The sequence below is a fragment of the Pseudomonas sp. IT-P44 genome, from assembly GCF_949768225.1.
GTDB classification, from domain to species: Bacteria; Pseudomonadota; Gammaproteobacteria; order Pseudomonadales; family Pseudomonadaceae; genus Aquipseudomonas; species Aquipseudomonas migulae.
Map to the genome: position 1 here is coordinate 43,849 of NZ_CATKQM010000004.1, position 20,244 is coordinate 64,092.

23 protein-coding genes are annotated in these 20,244 nt (G+C 59.7%); 9 read left to right on the forward strand and 14 right to left on the reverse strand.

Translation table 11 applies throughout. The features are described 5' to 3' along the window. Positions 1–76: 76 nt before the first annotated feature. A complete protein-coding gene (locus ACM6IO_RS01085; RefSeq protein ID WP_007943632.1) occupies positions 77–646 on the reverse strand; it encodes an elongation factor P in 570 nt (189 codons plus the stop codon). A 48-nt stretch (positions 647–694) separates the two neighbouring features. After that, positions 695–1,852 (reverse strand): elongation factor P maturation arginine rhamnosyltransferase EarP, encoded by a 1,158-nt coding sequence (gene earP, locus ACM6IO_RS01090; protein WP_414910746.1) that lies wholly within the window; start codon positions 1,850–1,852, stop codon positions 695–697. 124 nt (positions 1,853–1,976) lie between these two features. Between earP and ACM6IO_RS01095 the strand changes: the two genes are divergently transcribed. Then, positions 1,977–2,387 carry a hypothetical protein gene (locus ACM6IO_RS01095; RefSeq protein ID WP_414910747.1) on the forward strand — a complete coding sequence of 137 codons (411 nt, stop codon included), beginning with the start codon at positions 1,977–1,979 and terminating at the stop codon, positions 2,385–2,387. A gap of 2 nt (positions 2,388–2,389) precedes the next feature. Further along, the gene (locus ACM6IO_RS01100) at positions 2,390–2,872 is read left to right on the forward strand and encodes a GreA/GreB family elongation factor (protein WP_008031400.1); all 483 of its coding nucleotides are present in this window, start codon (positions 2,390–2,392) and stop codon (positions 2,870–2,872) included. Between the two features lie 7 nt (positions 2,873–2,879). Here the strand turns inward: ACM6IO_RS01100 and cysB are convergent, their stop codons facing one another. The 5 genes from cysB to ACM6IO_RS01125 all read right to left on the reverse strand — a co-directional run bounded on the left by cysB (position 2,880) and on the right by ACM6IO_RS01125 (position 6,836). Then, positions 2,880–3,854 carry an HTH-type transcriptional regulator CysB gene (cysB, locus tag ACM6IO_RS01105; protein WP_008031398.1) on the reverse strand — a complete coding sequence of 325 codons (975 nt, stop codon included), beginning with the start codon at positions 3,852–3,854 and terminating at the stop codon, positions 2,880–2,882. A gap of 113 nt (positions 3,855–3,967) precedes the next feature. Further along, on the reverse strand, positions 3,968–4,471 hold the full coding sequence (locus tag ACM6IO_RS01110; protein WP_008031396.1) for a universal stress protein: 504 nt from the start codon (positions 4,469–4,471) through the stop codon (positions 3,968–3,970). 94 nt (positions 4,472–4,565) lie between these two features. Next, the gene (locus ACM6IO_RS01115; RefSeq protein WP_414910748.1) at positions 4,566–5,471 is read right to left on the reverse strand and encodes a 5'-nucleotidase; all 906 of its coding nucleotides are present in this window, start codon (positions 5,469–5,471) and stop codon (positions 4,566–4,568) included. 25 nt (positions 5,472–5,496) lie between these two features. Then, positions 5,497–6,453: a putative 2-dehydropantoate 2-reductase gene (locus ACM6IO_RS01120; protein ID WP_414910749.1), complete on the reverse strand. Its 957-nt coding sequence runs from the start codon at positions 6,451–6,453 to the stop codon at positions 5,497–5,499. Continuing rightward, positions 6,450–6,836: a thioredoxin family protein gene (locus ACM6IO_RS01125; protein ID WP_207286360.1), complete on the reverse strand. Its 387-nt coding sequence runs from the start codon at positions 6,834–6,836 to the stop codon at positions 6,450–6,452. The genes ACM6IO_RS01120 and ACM6IO_RS01125 overlap by 4 nt, the downstream gene beginning before the upstream one ends. Here ACM6IO_RS01125 and ACM6IO_RS01130 point away from each other — a divergent pair. Beyond that, positions 6,835–7,278: a PilZ domain-containing protein gene (locus ACM6IO_RS01130; RefSeq protein WP_008031388.1), complete on the forward strand. Its 444-nt coding sequence runs from the start codon at positions 6,835–6,837 to the stop codon at positions 7,276–7,278. The two genes, ACM6IO_RS01125 and ACM6IO_RS01130, sit on opposite strands and share 2 nt — an antisense overlap. A 162-nt stretch (positions 7,279–7,440) precedes the next feature. Beyond that, positions 7,441–8,517 (forward strand): 3-deoxy-7-phosphoheptulonate synthase, encoded by a 1,077-nt coding sequence (locus ACM6IO_RS01135; protein WP_008031386.1) that lies wholly within the window; start codon positions 7,441–7,443, stop codon positions 8,515–8,517. A gap of 60 nt (positions 8,518–8,577) precedes the next feature. Here ACM6IO_RS01135 and ACM6IO_RS01140 read toward each other — a convergent pair whose 3' ends face one another. After that, positions 8,578–8,865, reverse strand: a complete 288-nt coding sequence (locus ACM6IO_RS01140) for a GNAT family N-acetyltransferase (RefSeq protein WP_008031384.1) — start codon at positions 8,863–8,865, stop codon at positions 8,578–8,580. Between the two features lie 644 nt (positions 8,866–9,509). Between ACM6IO_RS01140 and oprI the strand changes: the two genes are divergently transcribed. Further along, positions 9,510–9,761, forward strand: coding sequence for an outer membrane lipoprotei OprI (gene oprI / locus ACM6IO_RS01145; RefSeq protein ID WP_003172710.1), 252 nt, complete (start codon positions 9,510–9,512; stop codon positions 9,759–9,761). Between the two features lie 123 nt (positions 9,762–9,884). Here the strand turns inward: oprI and ACM6IO_RS01150 are convergent, their stop codons facing one another. The 3 genes from ACM6IO_RS01150 to ACM6IO_RS01160 all read right to left on the reverse strand — a co-directional run bounded on the left by ACM6IO_RS01150 (position 9,885) and on the right by ACM6IO_RS01160 (position 12,878). Then, the gene (locus ACM6IO_RS01150; RefSeq protein WP_008031383.1) at positions 9,885–10,856 is read right to left on the reverse strand and encodes a L,D-transpeptidase family protein; all 972 of its coding nucleotides are present in this window, start codon (positions 10,854–10,856) and stop codon (positions 9,885–9,887) included. A 1,066-nt stretch (positions 10,857–11,922) separates the two neighbouring features. Continuing rightward, complete coding sequence (locus ACM6IO_RS01155; RefSeq protein WP_003226812.1) at positions 11,923–12,216, reverse strand: hypothetical protein; 294 nt, start codon at positions 12,214–12,216, stop codon at positions 11,923–11,925. A 56-nt stretch (positions 12,217–12,272) separates the two neighbouring features. Then, positions 12,273–12,878, reverse strand: coding sequence for an arylesterase (locus ACM6IO_RS01160; protein ID WP_008041183.1), 606 nt, complete (start codon positions 12,876–12,878; stop codon positions 12,273–12,275). A gap of 10 nt (positions 12,879–12,888) precedes the next feature. Here ACM6IO_RS01160 and ACM6IO_RS01165 point away from each other — a divergent pair, with 10 nt between their 5' ends. Genes ACM6IO_RS01165 through greB form a run of 3 tightly spaced genes read left to right on the forward strand, consistent with a single transcriptional unit; the run spans position 12,889 to position 16,608 of the window. Beyond that, positions 12,889–13,572 (forward strand): ABC transporter ATP-binding protein, encoded by a 684-nt coding sequence (locus ACM6IO_RS01165; protein WP_008031873.1) that lies wholly within the window; start codon positions 12,889–12,891, stop codon positions 13,570–13,572. Next, complete coding sequence (locus tag ACM6IO_RS01170; RefSeq protein ID WP_414910750.1) at positions 13,572–16,076, forward strand: ABC transporter permease; 2,505 nt, start codon at positions 13,572–13,574, stop codon at positions 16,074–16,076. Before ACM6IO_RS01165 ends, ACM6IO_RS01170 begins: the two co-directional genes overlap by 1 nt. A gap of 34 nt (positions 16,077–16,110) precedes the next feature. Next, positions 16,111–16,608, forward strand: coding sequence for a transcription elongation factor GreB (greB, locus tag ACM6IO_RS01175; RefSeq protein WP_008031876.1), 498 nt, complete (start codon positions 16,111–16,113; stop codon positions 16,606–16,608). Between the two features lie 3 nt (positions 16,609–16,611). Here the strand turns inward: greB and ACM6IO_RS01180 are convergent, their stop codons facing one another. From ACM6IO_RS01180 to ACM6IO_RS01190, 3 genes are all read right to left on the reverse strand, one after another. Then, a complete protein-coding gene (locus tag ACM6IO_RS01180; protein WP_008031878.1) occupies positions 16,612–16,920 on the reverse strand; it encodes a hypothetical protein in 309 nt (102 codons plus the stop codon). Between the two features lie 247 nt (positions 16,921–17,167). Next, positions 17,168–17,602 carry a DoxX family protein gene (locus tag ACM6IO_RS01185; RefSeq protein ID WP_008031879.1) on the reverse strand — a complete coding sequence of 145 codons (435 nt, stop codon included), beginning with the start codon at positions 17,600–17,602 and terminating at the stop codon, positions 17,168–17,170. A gap of 105 nt (positions 17,603–17,707) precedes the next feature. Beyond that, a complete protein-coding gene (locus ACM6IO_RS01190) occupies positions 17,708–19,129 on the reverse strand; it encodes a transglycosylase SLT domain-containing protein (protein WP_223437623.1) in 1,422 nt (473 codons plus the stop codon). A gap of 235 nt (positions 19,130–19,364) precedes the next feature. On the opposite strand from ACM6IO_RS01190, the gene ACM6IO_RS01195 reads away from it, so the two are divergent. After that, positions 19,365–20,171 (forward strand): TatD family hydrolase, encoded by an 807-nt coding sequence (locus ACM6IO_RS01195; RefSeq protein ID WP_414910751.1) that lies wholly within the window; start codon positions 19,365–19,367, stop codon positions 20,169–20,171. Positions 20,172–20,244: the final 73 nt, after the last annotated feature.

A 20,244-nucleotide genomic window follows, 5' to 3' on the forward strand; every position in this document is an offset into this window, starting at 1 on the left:
CAGGGGCTGGTGTGTAGTTTGCAGGCACAAAAAAGCCCGACTCAATGGTCGGGCTTTTTCATTCCTGAAGCAGTGCTTATTTAGCACGGCCTTTGTAGGAACCGCCTTCGCGGGTATCGATCTCGATCATGTCGCCGATTTCGATGAAGTCAGCAACCGACAGCTCGGTACCGTTCTTCAGTTTGGCAGGCTTCATTACCTTGCCGGAAGTGTCGCCGCGAGCGGAACCTTCGGTGTAGTCAACCTGACGCACGATAGTGGTCGGCAGTTCTACGGAAACCAGACGCTCTTCGAAGAAGATCGCTTCGCAAACATCGGTCATGCCTTCTTCAACGAAAGGCAGAACGGCTTCGATGTCTTCAGCGTTCAGTTCGTACATGGTGTAGTCGGTGGTGTCCATGAACGTGTAGGTGTCGCCGCTGATGAAGGACAGGGTCGCTTCTTTGCGGTCGAGGATTACGTCGTCCAGTTTGTCGTCAGCGCTGTAAACGATCTCGGTCTTGTAACCGGTCAGCAGGTTTTTCAGCTTGGTCTTCATGATCGCGCTGTTACGACCGGATTTGGTGAATTCAGCTTTCTGAACCAACCATGGATCGTTTTCGAGACGGATCACGGTACCGGGTTTCAGTTCTTTACCAGTTTTCATTGCGAATATCCGAATTTGGATGGGATTTACAAAAATCTAGGCCGCGTATCATATCCAATTTACATAAAACTGTACCAGCGCTGCGGCAAGATCAGCCTGCAAAGCCTGTTCCAGACACCACGCCTCGGCGTGTTTTTGCAGTTCTGGCCAGTGTTTACGGGTCGTAGCCCAATGGTCGGACATATCATGCCCGGCATTCCACTCTTGCCAAAGACCGCTGATCGCCTCGCGGGCAGGTGCAGACAGGCCTTTTGTGTAGAGCGTGAGGAAGGCTTCGAGCTTGTCCAGGTGAATGTCTTCGTCCTGCCGATAGATGTGCCAGAGCAGCGGCCGCCCTGCCCATTGCGCGCGGACAAACGAATCTTCGCCGCGCACGGCGTTGAAATCGCAGCACCAAAGCAGGTGATCGTATTGATCCTGTCGGACGAACGGCAGCACTTGCACGGTCAATGACTCGCGCACATGCACCGCGCCCGCCGCCAAACCCTCGACACCGAGCCAACGTTCAACATCACCGAGAATCCGCCCTTCGGGCACCAGCAGATGCGTGGGCACTGGATCGGCGGCCAGGACATCCAGCCAACTGGCCAGGCCGGCATTTTCGTAGGCGAACAGCGAAATCAGCTGCGCGCCTTGCGCCCGATCAATCCCTAAACCTTGCAGGAATGCGCGCTGAGCCTCGGGGTCTTGCTGAAATTGCCGACGCCGTTCCAGCAATCCGCTTTCACGCAGCAAGCCACCGGTGCCCTTTTGGAACCCCGGAAAGAAAAAGAATTTCTGCACGTTTTTGTACTTCACCGACGGCAAGCCGTGGCAGCCAACGACCCAGTCTTCTGCGCTCAGGTAGTCGAGGTTCAACCACAGCGGCGGCTTCTCCCGCGCCGCCATGGCCTCCATGTAAGCACTCGGCAACTGGCAGGCGAACGCGGCGATCACCACATCAGCCGCGTCAGTCGGCTGCCAGTCGGCCGTCCACTGACGCACCTCGACCCCCTCCTGCCACTGCTGTGGAAGATTGAGATCAATGGCTGGGCACAAACGCTCGAAGGCCCGCAAATCATCGACCCACAAACGCACGTCCATCGCATGTTCGGCCACCAATTGGCGGGCCAGGCGCCAGGTCACACCGATGTCGCCAAAGTTATCGACCACGGTGCAAAAAATATCCCAGCGCCTGCGGTTTTTCATTTGAGGCATTTCAGGCATTCCAGGCTCCCGTTGGCAAAGGCGCCGATTGTCCGCATAAATTACCCCGTGCAGAAGAGCCGACGGCGATTAATCTTCATGCGACAATCGCCACTCGCCCGCGACCAACCGCCAGGAGGCAGTCATGCCCTACCGTCCCAATCCGCGCCGCCGCTTGCCGATCCAGCTTAATGCCCTGCAACTGACGGGCAGTATCGCCCTCGGATTGTGGCTGGGTTTCCTCGCGATCGCACTGACCTGCTGGCTCGCCTCGCGCCTGTTGTTCAGCGAGCAACTGGCGCCCGTCGCACAAGCGGTGGAGCAATTGGCCAAGCCGCCGGTAGTGGTGCAACCGGTGCCGGACATTCCGCCGCAGAGCCCGATGTTCCAGCAGTACGAAGAGAACCTGCGCAATAACGAACAGGCACAACGGCTGGATCAGGCGCGCAGCAGCAACCGCAATCTGTCGAACCCCAATTGCCAGTTCTGGCTGCAACAGGACCGCACCGCACCAAGCGAAAAAAGCCGCGCCAATGTCCTGCAATTCTGCGATTGATCATGAATAAGCAAACCGTCCACCAACTGATTATCGACAAGCTGCGGATCGATCTCGACATTGCCGAGCGTGCCGCGCAAACCGCTTACGAAACGGCGACCCACGAAGAAAACATCGCCGAAAACAAGTACGACACCCTGGGTCTGGAGGCGTCATATCTGGCGGCCGGGCAGGCAAAGCGCGTGGAGGAAATCAGGCAATCACTGACGCTGTGCCAGAACCTGACGCTGCGGCCTTATGACGACCAGCGCGGCATCGAAGTCGGCGCCCTGCTCGGTCTCGAAGACGAAAAGGGACGTGAGCAATGGCTGTTCCTGGCGCCCGACGCGGCAGGTTTGAAGGTCGACTTGGTGGGGCAATGGATTACCGTCATCACCCCTCGCTCGCCGCTGGGCAAAAGCCTGCTGGGCAAGTTCGAAGGGGACGAGGTGGAGATTCTGGTGGCGGGTGCTCGGCAACAGTTTTCTGTTACCGAGGTGGTTTAGCGGGAGATCAATGAACCGGCAGTTCGACGCCGTCGAACAGCTCTTCCAGTTCCTGCTTGTTGTGGCACTGAATGGCTTTGGCCATGACTTCGCGGGTCAGGTGCGGGGCGAACTTCTCGATGAAGTCGCACATGAAGCCACGAAGGAAGGTGCCGCGACGGAAACCGATTTTGGTGATGCTGGATTCGAACAATTCGCTGGCATCGAGCACCACCAGGTCATTATCGAGCTTGGTATCGACCGCCATTTTTGCCACGATGCCCACGCCCAACCCCAGGCGAACGTAAGTCTTGATCACGTCGGCGTCGGCGGCGGTGAACACCACTTTCGGCGTCAGGCCGCGATGGCTGAAGGCTTCGTCGAGTTTCGAACGGCCGGTGAAACCGAACACGTAAGTCACGATCGGGTATTCGGCCAGCGCTTCGAGAGTCAGCTTCGACAGCTTGGTCAACGGGTGGCCCTGAGGCACGACCACGCAGCGGTTCCAGCGGTAGCACGGCATCATCACCAGATCACCGAACAGCTCCAGCGCTTCAGTCGCGATGGCGAAATCGACGGTGCCGTCAGCGGCCATTTCGGCGATCTGCATCGGCGAACCCTGGTGCATGTGCAGCGCAACGTCCGGGTATTGTTTGATGAAATTGCTGATCACCGGCGGCAACGCATAACGCGCCTGGGTGTGCGTGGTGGCGATCGACAGGGTGCCTTTCTTCTCGTTGGAGAATTCCTGGGCGATCTGCTTGATGCTTTCAACCTTGCGCAGGATCTCGCCGGCGGTGGTGATGATGCGCTCGCCGGCCGGGGTGACGCGGGTCAGGTGCTTGCCGCTGCGAGCAAAAACCTCGACGCCCAATTCGTCTTCCAGCAGACGGATCTGCTTGCTGATGCCCGGTTGCGAGGTGTAAAGGCTTTGGGCTGTAGCGGAAACGTTGAGGTCGTGGTGCGCCACTTCCCAGATGTAGCGCAATTGTTGAAGCTTCATATGAATCCCTCAAAGCAGGTAGACGCCACGGGCATCAGCGACGGTATATAACTATATTAATGGTTTGAAGAATAAATCTAGAACTTTTTTATCAAACTGCCACTATTCGTGGACTAGCGGTCCCCTTGGCGACGGCGTTCCACCAGCGGCACCAGATAGACCGGGACCCGAGCCAACTGCAACACCCGCGCTGCGGTCCGCCCCAAAGGCGTTTCCGCGCCAGCACCATGGCTATGACTACCTACGATCAACAAATCCACGGAGAGTTTCTGCGCCTGTTCGAGAATCACCTGCGACGGATCACCCTGAAGCACCCGCACCGCTTGTATCCGCTCCAGATCCTGCTCCCCTTCATCCCCCAGTTCTTCACGAAAACTGTCGAGCACGCGCTGCTCGATATTGGCGATCACGGTGTTCAGGCCCTGACTGTGAAACTCGTTCAGCGCCTGCTCATCGAGGTAACTCTGAAGCACCGATTCGGCAAACAGCCCCATGGGTTCAACCGCGTGCACCACATACAGGTCGGCATTGAATGTTCGAGCCAGCTCCAGGGCATGCTGCATCACCAAAGGGGCGTACAGGCCGAGGTCAGTGGCATAGAGCATCGAACGAATCATATGACCTCCTCGAGTGCCAACATGGCGGAGATTGATTCAGCTTAGCAGTGCCTTGGCGAGTGCGACGTCCCGCGTAACGCGTTGAACGGCGGGCTTAAACCTTTTGCTCATTGCTTATGCCATGCGGCACATGGCCGGTAGCGACCACCTCGCGAGCCAACTCGCAATGACCGGCCTGATCGTCGAAAAACACGTCAGCGGCAAAGGCTTCAAGGAAAGCGGACTTGGTCAGGCCACCCAGAAACAGCGATTCGTCCAGGCGAATATCCCACTCGCGCAGGGTCCGAATCACCCGTTCATGAGCCGGTGCGGAACGCGCGGTGACCAGCGCGGTACGGATCGGACAGGCGTCCTCCGGGAACTCGCGCTGCAACAGATTGAGCGCCGCGAGAAAGCCCTTGAACGGCCCACCGCGCAAGGGCTCGCGGGCACTTTCGCGTTCGCTGGCCTGGAACGCTTCAAGGCCGCCCGCCTGATAAACCCGCTCCGATTCGTCGGAAAACAGCACGGCGTCACCGTCGAAGGCAATCCGCAATTCATCGCTGGCCGCACGGCTGGCGCCGCCCGACAGAATGGTCGCCGCCGCGAACCCGGCATCCAGCGCACTGCGCACGTCTTCGGCATGGGTCGACAGGAACAGGTCGCAGCCAAACGCCTTGAGGTACGGATACGGGCTGCGCCCGCCGACAAATGCCGCGCGCGAAATCGCCAGCCCGTAATGGTGGATAGAGTTGAACACCCGCAGCCCGGTGTCGGCACTGTTGCGCGACACCAGGATCACCTCGACCCTGGCGCGGCCGAGGCTGGCGTTCAGGTTCAGGAGTTTTTCAACGAGAGGGAATGCGTCGCCGGGCTCGAGGATTTCGTCTTCGTGTTCGATCTGATATTGCCGATAGGCCTCGACGCCGCTCGACAGATAAACCTTGTGGCTTTCGCTCAGGTCGAACAGCGCACGCGAAGAAATCGCCAGTACCAGTTTGTCGTCAATCGTCTTTGCCATGCCCTTCCCCCTCGGGTTGATCGACTCAGGTGTTGCGTCGATCGATAAAACTCAAACTGCGATACAACGCGTCGATTCGCGGCAATTCGCACCCGGCAGCCTTGGCCACCGCCAGTGGCCGGGCGTAAATGGCCGCCAGTTCCAGCGGTCGCTTGTGCAAAAAGTCGTGGTGCATGCTCGGCCAGTAGTCCGGCATTTTCTCGGTCATCATGAACAGATAATCGGCATAACCGGCCGGCATGTCGTGACCACAGGCCTTCGCGCCCCGGACCACTTCGGCCATCAAGGCCTTGATCAGCTCGCGGCTGTCGGCGTCGGCCATCAACGCTGTGGTGCCCGCCCCAAGCAGAACCGAGAGGCCGTTGTAAGGAATATTCCAGACCAGTTTTTGCCAGCGCGCCTGTTGCAGGTTCGCCATGGCCTGGGAATCGATGCCGGCGCTGCGGAACAATCCGGCGCCCTCCTCGACAATCGCCATGCGCGCCTGCTCATCGCCAGCGGGGCCACTGTGGTAGCCGACGTTCACAGCGCCGAGGGCCTGATGGGTGATCGCGCCCGGGCCGGTGCGATGCACGCAGATCAGACAAAGCCCGCCGAGCAGGTGCAGCGTATCGGGAAGCAATGCCCGCAGACTGTCTTCGACGTCCAGGCCGTTTTGCAGCAGCAGTACCTTGGCATTCGGCGCTGCGGCTTGAATGATCGCCGGCGCCAGACCGGCATTGCTGGTGGTCTTCGCGCCCACCAGCAACCAGTCGCAGGGCGGCATGTCTTCGGCCGACGAATAGGCCTGAACCGGATTCAACGTCAGCGCGCCGTGCGGTGCACTGTCGATGTGAAGTCCGTGCTCGGCCACCGCCGAAAACTCGCTGCGCAGCAGAAAATGCACATCGAAACCGGCACGCGCCAGCATGACCCCGTAAAACCCGCCGATTGCACCGGTTCCGATAATACCGATGGTCGGTTTGACAACTGCAGCCGTCATGGCAACTCCTCTGCTGTTCTCGTCAACGCCTGACCTACGGCTTCATTCAGCTCGGTAGCGGTCAGGCGTGATCTTAGTGCCCCGAAGAACTCACCGTCGCGCACCACAAACAGCGCCGGCAAATGAAAGACCTGATAACGCTCGACCACCCCGCCGTTGTCCCCGGCATCAATCCAGCACAAGCGATCGACATCCAGATCGAGCCTGGGCAATTGCTCTCGGGCAAAACGGCAACTGGCGCAGCCGACGCTGGTAAAAACAACCAGCGAAACGCCGCTCATCGCCAGCAACCGTTGGTCGGCGTCGAAATCGGTCAGTGCCAATTCGACCACTATACTGGGGGAAACAATGTCAGATGGCCGACACATGGAGTCCGTGCTCATGGGACGTTTTATTCCTCATCCTGACGATGTACCCGTCGAATTAACGTTGCTAAAACCTGAGTGTATTTCACGGCAACAGCTGCACACTATCAGCCTCGGGGGCATGGCTTGCAATTACCACCGCGCCTGGCGTCACGGTACCGCGCTGGAAGTACGCATGCCGACCTTGAACCCCGATATGCGTTTTCTGGGCTACGTGGCCTGGTGCTTGCGACGCAAGCGCGGCTACCTGGTAGGCATTGCCTTTGTTGACGAGCAGATGATGTTCAGCGCCCGAATGGGCGAACAGGTGTGTCAGATCGAGCGTTACTGTCGCCTGCATGACGCCCACGACGACCTGCAGGAAACCCAGGCGCTGGCCCTCGAATGGGTCCAGCAGCACGCCGACGAGTTCTCCCACGACACGGTTCGCAAGGCATTTGCGCAGGCGGTGCTGGATTAAGGGACGTCATCAATTCGTTGCGAATGGCCCTTAAACCGCTGTCTGCCCATTGTCGAGCCACGGTGTAACGCGCTAAGGTTCCGCTCCCCGACGCGCTTAATTTGCTGTGCTCCGCCGCGCGGGTTCGCTGGCGGCCGGCACCCGTGACCTGACGAGTAAACGATGGCTGATTTACCGATCAACGACCTAAACGTCGCCTCCAACGAGACGCTGATCACTCCTGACCAGCTCAAGCGTGATATCCCTCTGAGCGACGCTGCCCTGCGCACCGTCACCAAGGGTCGCGAAGTCATTCGCAACATTCTTGATGGCACCGACCACCGCCTGTTTGTCGTCATCGGGCCGTGCTCGATCCACGACATCAAGGCTGCCCACGAATACGCCGAGCGCCTGAAAGTGCTGGCCGCGGAAGTGTCCGATACGCTGTATCTGGTCATGCGCGTGTATTTCGAGAAGCCACGCACCACTGTCGGCTGGAAAGGCTTGATCAACGACCCGTACCTGGACGACTCCTTCAAGATTCAGGACGGTCTGCACATTGGTCGTCAGTTGCTGCTGGACCTGGCCGAAATGGGCCTGCCGACCGCGACCGAAGCCCTTGACCCGATCTCTCCGCAATATTTGCAGGACCTGATCAGCTGGTCGGCCATCGGCGCGCGCACCACCGAATCCCAGACTCACCGTGAGATGGCTTCCGGCCTGTCCTCGGCGGTCGGCTTCAAGAACGGCACCGACGGCGGCCTGACCGTGGCGATCAACGCCCTGCAATCGGTTTCCAGCCCGCATCGTTTCCTGGGGATCAACCAGGAAGGTGGCGTGTCGATCGTTACCACCAAGGGCAATGCCTACGGTCACGTGGTGCTGCGCGGCGGCAACGGCAAGCCGAACTACGATTCGGTCAGCGTCGCACTGTGCGAACAAGCGCTGAACAAAGCGAAGATCAAGCCGAACATCATGGTCGACTGCAGCCACGCCAACTCCAACAAGGACCCGGCCCTGCAACCGCTGGTGATGGAGAACGTCGCCAACCAGATCCTCGAAGGCAACCGGTCGATCATCGGCCTGATGGTCGAAAGTCATCTGAACTGGGGCTGCCAGGCGATCCCGAAAGACCTCGCCGACCTGCAATACGGCGTGTCGATCACCGATGCCTGCATCGACTGGTCCGCCACCGAAAACACCTTGCGCAGCATGCACGCCAAGCTCAAGGATGTGCTGCCTAAACGTGATCGCACCTGATCACTGTTCAGCGCACACAAAAACGCCGGGCTTAACCCGGCGTTTTTTTATGCGTTCGTTTTACTGGCTCAGCTTGGCCGCATGCCGCTGGTGGCGCTCCATGTAGCGCTCCACGTAGGAACACGATGGAATCACGGTGTAGCCCATTTCCTCGGCGTACTCCAGCGCCTTCTCGGTCAAGGCTGCCGCAATGCCGCGACCACGCAATGCATTGGGCACGAAGGTGCGATAGATATCCAGAGTCTGTTTCCCCAGATCCATATAGGTCAGGTAGGCACGATGACCGTCCACATTGGTCTCGAACTGATGACCTGCCTGGTCATGGTTGATGGACAACGCCTCGCTCATCACAACTCCTCTGCGGGTCTTGAATTCTGACCCCTACCTTACCGATGTTTTTCCGGCGAAGGAACATCTACGCCACCCCCGTGCCTGAATGGACACCGAGAAGAGCTGCACCGATCTCGCGCAACCGAGCACGTATCAAATAGTAGGCACCATTGGCAGAAATGCTCAAGGTGCGCTCGTCATCACGCGGGGTTGGGCGGGTGCTGCTCCGGGTTACGCAGGGACGGCTCGACCGAAGCGCTCTGCGGGTCGATAGCCTGAACATTGCCGGATGTTGAGACTTAAGACGAGCGTCCCTCTATTAAGTCACCTCAACTAGGCGAAAGAGTTTGAGAGGTGCCGCGCAAATTCCGAACAAAAGTGTAGACGAATCCATCTAGACAGACTTTAGCCAAGATGGGAAAAACAGTCCTGCCTCCGGGAACTTTTTCGTGCCAACTCGCTCAGCTCGGGCCTTGCAGCTGGATATTTTTTAATCAATCGCAAGTAAAAGTTGCTCGAAAAAGAATCAACGCCTACAATTTTTTTTGCTTCTTGCTTTACGTCAGTTTACTTACGACAAGTAATGGGTAGTATGTACGCCGGCTATTTCCTCACTCTGAGGAGACAGCTAATTTAATTGAAAGTCCTTGAAGGGGAACACGATGAACAACGTTCTGAAATTCTCTGCTCTGGCTCTGGCCGCAGTTCTGGCTACCGGTTGCAGCAGCGTATCGAAAGAAACCGAAGCACGTCTGACCGCTACTGAAGACGCAGCTGCTCGCTCCCAGGCTCGTGCAGACGAAGCTTACCGTAAAGCTGATGAAGCTCTGGCTGCTGCTCAAAAAGCACAACAGACTGCTGACGAAGCTAACGAGCGTGCTCTGCGCATGCTGGAAAAAGCTAGCCGCAAGTAATAATCCTTCGGGGTTGTTATCAAGCCGACCCATTTTTTGGGTCGGCTTTTTTATTGCCCGGCGTTTGTCCAGGCAATAAAAAACCCGCCGACGCTCTCAGCGCCGGCGGGTTCTGTTCAAGCCTTACTGCAACGGATCGATCGGTGCACTCGTCACCATCGGCGCAGAAGTATTCGGCACGGCGATCTCCACCGGCAGGCCATCTTCAGCGGCAACCACATCACGCACCACATCCCAGTTCATGCGCAGGTTGTTGGTGATGTCTTCGCGCTTGAGCATCGCGTTGATCACAGCCGTGTGCTTGTCGACGACCGACGGGTTGCCCTTGTCGTCCAGCGGCGTGTGCGCTTCCAGATAAACCTTGCCGCCACTTACACCGAACTTGTAGGGGTCGTTGAGAATGCGCACTGACGTGCCGACCGGCACCATGCCTGCCATTTGCAGCACGTTGTTGTTGAACATGCGGAAGCAGCCGTGGCTGGTGCGCATGCCGATGCCGAACTTCTTGTTCGAACCGTGGATCAGGTAGCCCGGCGTGCCCAGGGTGAACTTGAACGGGCCCAGCGGGTTGTCCGGGCCGGCCGGCACGACGTTCGGCAGCGGATCACCGTCAGCGGCGTGTTCGGCCTTGATCGACGCTGGAGGGGTCCAGGTCGGGTTCGGCGTCTTCGCAACGATGCTGGTGTGGGCAATCGGCGAACCCCAGCCCTCACGACCGATACCCAGCGGGAAGGTGTAGACCACGTTCCGGCCTTTCGGGAAGTAGTAGAGGCGGTATTCAGCCAGGTTGATGACGATGCCTTCACGTGGGCCTGGCGGCAGGATGAAGCGCGTCGGCAGCACGATCTCGGTGCCGGCACCCGGCAACCATGGATCGACGCCAGGGTTGGCCGCGACCATTTCCGAGTAGCCCAGATCGTAGGTGGTGCCAAGGTCGGCGAAGGTGTCTTCGTACTTGGCCTTGATCACTTGCACCTGGCCGATGATGTCTTCACCGGGCGGTGGCAGGGGTAGCTCCAATGCTGCTACGGGGCCAGCCACACAAAGGGCGGCAAGAGTCAGGCAGCGGGTGACGGCAGGAAAGCGCGGCAACATCCGGAAAATCCTTCGCATAATCGACTGGGGTTTAAGAACGCAATTGTACACTGGCGCTCTGGTATTCGGGGAGAGACACCGATAGAGCGTGAATTGGCTGCGGTATTTTTTCAGGGGGCATATCCGTTTCTGCGGTAACGGCCGCTAATGGTTTCGCCCTTACGGCGAGTCACTTTGGAAAAGCCCCAAAGTAACCAAAGCGCTCTTGCCCCTTTCGTTCGGTGCCTCGCTAATGCTCGGCATGCCCTCGCTCCGGTCCTGCTCCGTGGGCCCGCCGCCATCGGCCATCCATGGCCGGGGGCGGCTAACCCGGCATCCATGCCGGGTTGCCCACTGCGCAGAACCTCCACTCGGCCTCTCGAGGGGGCGCTCAGATCAAAAGCTGAAGGCGAGCTAACGCTCGGCCTGATGAGTGGTGAAAAGCGAAAGCAAACGCGATTCCCTGTAGGAGCCGGCTTGCCGGCGAAAATCGTCGGGGCGACGCGCTCATTCAGACACCCAGCGTTATCGTTGACGTCCATCGCCAGCAAGCTGGCTCCTACAAGGGAAATGCGTATGTGTTTGGATAGATACGATCAACTGTAGGAGCCGGCTTGCTGGCGATGCGGTGGGTCAGTCGACACATTTATTGACTGGACGGACGCCATCGCCAGCAAGCCGGCTCCTACAGGGGAGCGGTGTACAAATCGGGAATGAGTGAACGCAGCAAAGAAGGACAAAGCGGACAACTGAAGAGCCAGGTCGGCTTTCAGGCCGCCTCGGCGGCTGTGGCGGTAGTCGCCCCCTCGAGAGGCTGAGCGCAGGTTCTGCGCAGTGGGCAACCCGGCATGGATGCCGGGTTAGCCGCGCACGGCCAAGGATGGCCGATCGCGGCGGGCCCACGGAGCAGGACCGGAGCGAGGGTATGCCGAGCATTAGCGAGGCACCGAACGAAAGGGGCAAGAGCCCTTTGGTTACTTTGGGGCTTTTCCAAAGTGACTCGCCGTAAGGGCGAAACCATAAGTGGCCGTTACCGCAAAAACGGATACGCCCCCAACCCAACCCAACCCAACCCCACATCAAGCCATCAAAGCTCGAACCGCAGCTCCGGCCAGATCGGCGAAGTACCGCGCTTTTGCGACTCCAGAATGGCCCGGCACAACGAACACAGCCGCTGGTCCTGGAACACCCGTCGATCAACGCTCGACCAGCGCGGTTGCGCGGGCAGCAGACTTCCGCACAGGGTGCGATCGGCCGAGCCGCCCAGCTCCAGCTGACGGGTCACCAGATGTACCCGCACTTCCTGGCAGGCGAACAGATCCAGCTGTTCGTCAGGCTCGATCAGTTGATAGGCAAAAAGTGACCAGGCGGGACGCGGCATCGGGGGCTCCAAATCGGGGGCGCCACCTTAGCCGAAACACCGCCGCTAGAAAAGCGTCAAAGCAGCGGTTTCAGTGTCGGCCAGACATTTTCCAGCAACTTGTCCTGAGCGCCCGCAGCCGGGTGCAGGCCATCTGACTGCATCAGCTCAGGATGCCCGCCCACGCCCTCGAGGAAAAACGGCACCAGCGGGATTTTTTTCTCGGCGGCGACGTTGCTGAAAGCCTCAGCGAAGACCTTGTTGTAGCGCGCACCGTAGTTGGGTGGCAGTTGCATGCCGAGTAGTAGCACTTTGGCGCCACTGGCCTTGGAGCTGTTGATCATCGCTGCAAGGTTTTGTTGCAATTGTGTTGGCAGCATTCCGCGCAGCCCGTCATTGCCACCCAACTCGAGGATCACCAACTCCGGTTTATGCTCTGCAAGCAGCGCAGGCAGGCGCGCCCGGCCTCCGGCGCTGGTGTCGCCGCTGATGGACGCATTGACCACCTTATCGTCGAAACCTTCGCGCTTGAGCCGTTGCTCAAGCAGCGACACCCACCCCTCGCGGGTATCCAGTCCGAAACCGGCGCTGATACTATCGCCAACGATCAGGACAGTACCCGCCGCTGCGTTCTGGGCCATGCACATCAAGGCCAGGCCAGCACTCAAAAACCACACTCGCATCGGATTCTCCATGGGCGCAAGCATTCTCACCGCGAAGGACCTCAGCAAAGTGGTTCCCAGCGCGGAAGGTGATCTGACTATCCTGCACGAACTCAGCCTGGAACTGAACAAGGGCGACAGCCTGGCCATCGTTGGCGCGTCCGGCTCGGGGAAATCCACCCTCCTCGGCCTGCTCGCCGGCCTCGACTTGCCGAGCAGCGGTGAAGTTACCCTCGCAGGCCAGGGCCTGAGCAATCTTGATGAAGACCAACGCGCACGCATTCGCGCCGAACACGTCGGTTTTGTCTTTCAATCATTCCAGCTGCTCGACAGCCTCAACGCCCTGGAAAACGTCATGTTGCCGCTGGAGCTCGATGGCCGCAAAGACGCCCGTGAGCGCGCCACCGAATTGCTGCGACGGGTCGGTTTGGGCCAGCGCCTGACCCACTCGCCCCGCCAGCTCTCCGGTGGCGAGCAGCAACGTGTGGCGATTGCCCGTGCGTTTGCCGCCGAGCCCGATGTGCTGTTCGCCGACGAACCCACCGGCAACCTCGACAGCCACACCGGCGAGCGCATCAGCGATCTGTTGTTCGAACTGAACAAGGAACGCGGCACGACCCTGGTGCTGGTGACCCACGATGAACGCCTGGCACATCGTTGCCGGCGCCTGATCCGCCTTGAAGCCGGCCTGCTGGTCGCCCCTCTGGAGCCTTGATGGCACGCCTGCCGCTGTTGCGCCTGTTCAGTCTCGCCATCCGCCAACTGCTGCGCGACGCCCGCGCCGGTGAGTTGCGGGTGTTGTTCTTCGCTTTGCTGGTGGCGGTGGCGGCGAGTACCGCCATCGGTTACTTCGGCGCCCGCCTGAATGGCGCCATGATGCTGCGCGCCACCGAGTTTCTCGGCGCCGACCTGCTGCTCGAAGGCAGTTCGCCGGCGCGACCCGAACAGATCAAAAGCGGCACGGATCTGGGCCTCGAACATGCGCAGGTGGTGGAGTTCTCCAGCGTAATCGCCACCGACAAAGGCATTCAGCTGTCCAGCATCAAGGCCGCCGACGACGTCTACCCACTGCGCGGCGAGCTGAAAAGCGCCGCCGCGCCCTTCGCTGCGGAAGAATCCGGAGGCGGACCGAAACCCGGCGAAGCCTGGGTTGAAGCGCGACTACTGACCGCGCTGGACTTGAAGATCGGCTACAGCATCGACGTCGGCATGCGCACCCTGAAACTGGCGCGCGTCCTGACCTATGAACCGGATCGTGCCGGCAACTTCTACAGCCTGACGCCACGGGTGCTGATCAACCTCAGCGATCTCACGGCGACCGGCGTGGTACAGCCCGGCAGCCGCGTCAGCTACCGCGAACTCTGGCGCGGCAAGGCCGAAGCGCTGGAAACCTACCGTCAATTGATCAAACCCGGCCTCGCCGCCAATCAACGCATTCAAGACGCCCGCGATGGCAACCGTCAGATCGGCGGCGCACTGGGCAAAGCCGAGCGCTACTTGAACATGGCGAGTCTGGTCGCGGTGCTGTTGTCCGGTGTCGCGGTGGCGCTGTCGGCGACGCGTTTCGCCACCCGCCGCTTCGATGCCAGTGCACTTTTACGTTGTCTCGGGCTGTCCCGTCGGGAAACCATGGTGCTGTTCAGTTTGCAGCTGACGGTTCTCGGACTGTTGGCCAGCATCAGCGGCGCCTTGCTCGGCTGGCTGGCGCAACTCGGGCTGTTCGCGCTGCTGCATGATTTGTTGCCGACCGATGTTCCACCGGGCGGCCTGCTTCCAGCCATCGCCGGGATCGGCACCGGACTGGTAGCGCTGGCCGGTTTTGCCTTGCCGCCACTGGCTGCATTGGGGCGGGTCCCGCCATTGCGTGTATTGCGCCGCGACATGCTGCCGATTCCTTCCAGCACTTGGATGGTCTACGGCGCGGCACTGGGCGCTCTCGGGCTGATCATGTGGCGCCTGAGCCTGGATTTGGTACTGACCTTCGCCCTGCTCGGCGGCGGCGTGATCGCGGCGCTGGTGCTGGGCGGCCTGCTGTTGCTGCTACTGAAGAGCCTGCGCCGAATGCTCGCGCGCGCTTCGTTGCCGTGGCGTCTCGGCCTGGGTCAACTGCTGCGTCATCCACTGGCGGCAGCGGGCCAATCGCTGGCCTTCGGTCTGATCCTGCTGTCCATGGCGTTGATCGCTTTGCTGCGCGGCGAATTACTGGACACCTGGCAAAACCAGTTGCCGAAAAACGCGCCGAATTACTTCGCGCTGAACATCCTGCCGGCGGAAAAACAGGCATTCACCGATCGCCTGATCGAACTGTCGGCACAATCGGCACCGTTGTACCCGGTGGTGCCGGGGCGATTGATCAGCATCAATGGCGAACCGGTGCAGGACATCGTCAGCAAGGACTCGGCCGGAGATCGGGCGATTCAGCGCGACCTCAGCCTGACCTGGGCGGCAGACCTGCCGGCCGGCAACAAACTCACCGCCGGCAACTGGTGGGGCGATCAGGCGCCGGACGACGTTCCCGGCGTGTCGGTGGAAGGCAAAGTCGCCGAGAGCCTGAGGCTCAAGCTCGGCGATCAAATGGTCTTCACCGTCGGCGGGGTCAATCGCGAAGCGAAGGTCACCAGCCTGCGTGAGATCAACTGGGACAACTTCCAGCCGAACTTCTTCATGATTTTCCAGCCCGGCACATTGAAGGATCTGCCAGCGACCTACCTGACCAGTTTCTATCTGGCGGCGGGCCACGACCAGCAGATCGTCGACCTGTCCCGCGCCTTCCCGGCGGTGACCATTCTGCAAGTCGAAGCCTTGCTGGCGCAGCTGCGCAGCATTCTCGCCCAGGTCACCCTGGCGGTGGAGTACGTGTTGTTGTTTGTGTTGGCGGCGGGGATGGCGGTGTTGTTCTCGGGCCTGCAAGCCACGCTGGATGAACGCATTCGCCAAGGCGCATTGCTGCGAGCTCTGGGGGCCGAGCGCCAGTTGCTGGTCAAGGCCCGACGGATCGAGTTCGGCCTGCTTGGCGCGGTCAGCGGATTGCTGGCAGCGCTGGGCTCGGAGCTGGTGAGCCTGGTGCTGTACCGTTACGCCTTCGACTTGCCATGGCACCCGCATCCGTGGCTGTTGGTGTTGCCACTGATCGGCGCCGTGCTGATCGGCGGTGCCGGCGTGTTTGGCACCCGGCGCGCCTTGAACGCCAGCCCCCTGACAGTCTTGCGCGAGGGTTGATAGACTCAACCCTTCTCAACCACAAGAAGTTGCCATGAGCCGTTATCGCCCTCCCCGCACCGCTGGCACCGCGCTGATCACCCCTGAAGGTGAAGCGCGGATGCGGGCCGAGTTCCATGAACTCTGGCATGTGCGCCGACCGCAGGTCACGCAATCGGTCAGCGAGGCCGCGGCGCAGGGTGATCGCTCCGAGAACGCCGAATACACCTACGGCAAAAAGATGCTGCGCGAAATCGACAGTCGCGTGCGCTTTCTCACCAAACGGCTGGAAGCGCTCAAGGTGGTCAGCGAAAAGCCCAGCGATCCGAACAAAGTCTACTTCGGGGCCTGGGTCACCATCGAAGACGAGGACGGCAAGGAGTCGCGCTACCGCATCGTCGGGCCGGATGAGCTGGACTTGAAACTGGGCCTGATCAGCATCGACTCACCGTTGGCACGCGCCCTGATCGGCAAGGCACTGGACGCCGAAGTTCGGGTCCAGACGCCTACCGGCGAACAGTGCGTGTATATCGTGGCGATTGATTACCCATAAGCCTTAACGGCGGGTGATCAGCCCTTGCCGGGCGACGCGGGTCAGTTGCCTGATCATCTCTGGCGCGTCTTCAAGGGCGGGCGACTGAATCACCGCCAGGTCGAAACTGTCGCTGGCAAAACGCGCCAGTGACTCACCGTCTTCGACAAACTGGATCAGGAAAGCTGCGGGCCCACCGGTGCGACGTGGCCAACCATCGAGGTAACGCAGGAGCGTCGGCTGATGTTTGCCGCCAAGCAGAATTTTTGGATTGCGCTGGGTCAGATGTGCCGTGATCGGCGCGGGGCGTACAACGGGGTTTAGTGCATTCATCGTGTCGTGTCTCTGCCTCAAAAGTCTGCATGGCAGGTGAGAGGCAACACCGAACCAGCGCTTTAGCGGTATTTCGAAGCCTGTTTCAAGCTTCTATCGGCAACTGAATGAGTCACCTGGCGCCCCGCAAGTAGCTGTTTAAATCGGCGCATGGCAGCATCCTAGAGAAGCTGACCGGACAGTGTCAAGAATGACGCACAACAAAAAAGGCCCGCGCAATGCGGGCCTTTTCGTTGAGCCAGAGCGATCAACCAGCGATGGCGCGATCAACCGACAGCTTGCCGGCGCCTTCGAACAGCACCGCGATGCTGCCACCCAGCAGGGCCAGGGCGAATTCATAACCGTTGTTGGCCATGAACAGACCGTTGCTGATATGCACGCTGAAAATCGCGACCAGCGACAGGAACGTCAGGCCAAGTGCCGCCGGGCGGACCAGCAAGCCGATGATCAAGGCCAGACCGGCGAAGAACTCGGTACCACCGGCCAACGTGGCCATCAGGTAACCCGGTGCCAGGCCGATGCTTTCCATGTACTGCGCGGTGCCCGCCAGACCGTAGCCGCCGAAAGCGCCGAAGAGTTTCTGCGAGCCGTGGGCCGCGAAGATGATGCCGACGAAGATCCGCAGGACAGTCAGGCCGTAGCCAGCGCGGGTAAACAGTACCTTGTTGATCAGTGAGCTCATGCTGTGTCATCCATTGTGTGTTTGTGTGTTGGTTGGCCGCTATATTAATCAATAAATTAAATGCTAAAAGCGCAAATTTTTCGCCATAACAATCAGTTTATTCGATCACTTCCTTAAGGCTACTTTCTGCCCCTGGGGCTCCAACGACTCCCGCTCCCGATCGAACGCCAAGTAATACTTGTTCACGCTATTAACATAGCTGACAGGTCCCATTCCCACCTGCTCCATGGCGATGCGCTCGACCTGGAAGAACCATTGATTGGGATTCAAGCCTCGCCGACGCGCCTCGGCGCGCATGCCCTGAACCCGCTCCGGCCCGATGTTGTAAGCCGCCAGCACGAACGCCATGCGCTCACGCTCGTTGAGTTTGGGGCTGGCGAAAAACTTGCGGCGGATCATCGCCAGGTATTTGGCCCCGGCCTGCACATTGGCATCGAGGTCCTGAATGTTGTTGACCCCTACCCGCTGGGCCGCGGACGGAGTGATCTGCATCAGGCCAGTGGGGCCACCGCCGCTTCGTGCGCGGGGTTGCAACGCGGACTCCTTGAAGGCCAATGCCGCCAGATTCAACCAATCCATGCCTTGGGCATCGGCGTGTTTCTGCAATACCGGTCTGAGTTTTTCCAGGCGCTGGCGATCAGTCTTGGCCAGTGGGTAATGCACTTGATAGAGACGTCGATAGATGCGCAGGAACGCCGCGTCCTGATCCGAAGGCTTTTTGTACCCGATCAGGAAGCGATCGATGCTCGCCCGCAGCATCGAGGCATCGCGACGCACGAACCAGAATTCTTCCCCCGGCTCGCTGATCAGCACCTGCCGATCGAAACGCAACTTGGGCAGGATCTTGCCCCAGCGTTCGGCAATCGGCTGCTCGACGATGGTCAGGTGAAAAATCCCGCCCTGAACCATTTCCAGCACGTCTTCGACCGCCAGGCTCGGATCGACCCACTCGATCTTCACCGGTGCCAGTTTGTGCAAGGCAAGCTTTTGATTGATCTGATTGATCGCCTCCCCGGCGGCGCTGCCGGTGGGGAGCGCCAGGGTTTTACCGGACAGTTGTTCGAGGCGGGTGTAGCGTTTCTCGCCCTTGATTCCGACCAGGACCAGAGGAATGTCGCTGGCAATCGGTTCGCTGGTGCTGACGGCGTAGCCCGGTTGCAGATCGAGCAACTCGCCCGGTGCAACCAGATCCCCCTCCCCGCGCTGCAACGCGCCGAGCAGTTGATCCTTGGCTTTGGGAATGATCTTGAGCGTCACTTCCTGACCGTCACGGGCATGACCATTGAGGTATTGCTCGAAGGCACGCAAGCGATGGTATTCGACGCCGATGGCCTGGCCCTGGACTTCGCCGGAGCTGTTGCGGCTCTGGTTGACCAGCACCTTCAACACACGGCTGCTGCGGATTTCCTGCAGGTCGCGCACCTGGGCCGCCGGCACGGCTTGCAGTGGGCCGGCCAACCGCGCAACCGCCGGCATCGGCAGCAGCAACGAACCACACAGCAGTAACAAAATCGAGGGACGTGTCATCCACTCTCCGGAAAGAATACTGGGCCAATTTCAAAAAAATGTTTGAAATCGAACGACAGAAACAGAGCGCCTTGAGCGCTGGCAAAGTGCGAAAGACTGGCACAGTGATGGCATGCTGACCACCCCAGCTTGTCTCGCGGCATCAAAAGACAGCTTTAACTCGTTGTAGTTCTTGGCTTTTCTTATAAATCTACAGCTCTGATATGCTTTCCGGCCTTTGGTCCGAGGTAGCACCATGCAACTCATCGATATCGGCGTCAACCTGACCAACCCCAGTTTTGCCGACAAACACCAGGCTGTACTCGACCGCGCCTATGCCGCCGGAGTCTGCCAATTGGTGCTCACCGGCACCAATGTCGAAGGCAGCGAACAGGCGCTGGAGCTGTGCCGGCAATTGGATGACACGGCGCAACGGCTGTTCGCCACCGCCGGCATTCACCCTCACGCAGCCAGCGACTGGAACGCCGACAGCGCCCAGCGTCTGCGCAGTTTGCTCAAAGAGCCGAACGTAGTGGCGGTGGGTGAATGCGGGCTGGATTTCAATCGCGATTTCTCGCCGCGTCCGCAACAGGAAAAAGTCCTCGAAGAACATTTGGCGATGGCGGTCGATCTGCAACTGCCGGTGTTTCTCCACGAACGTGATGCCAGTCAGCGCTTGCTGGAAATCCTGCGCGATTACCGCGACCAATTGCCGGCCGCCGTGGTGCATTGCTTCACCGGCGAAAAGAAGGCGCTGTTCAGCTACCTCGACCTGGACTTGCACATCGGCATCACCGGCTGGATCTGCGACGAGCGTCGGGGCACGCATTTGCATCCGTTGGTGAAAGAAATCAAACGCGGGCGGTTGATGCTGGAGAGCGATGCACCGTATCTGCTGCCGCGCAGCTTGCGACCAAAGCCGAAAAATGGTCGCAACGAACCGGCGTACCTGACTGAAGTGTTGCGGGAAGTGGCGTTGCATCGCGGGGAAAGCGAGGAAGAGCTGGCCGCCCACAGCACCGCATGTGCGCGGGCTTTTTACGGACTGCCAGTGATCGACTGAAACGCAATCAACTGTAGGAGCGAGCCCGCTCGCGATGGACTAATGAACACCGTGTTTATCCAATAAACACGCG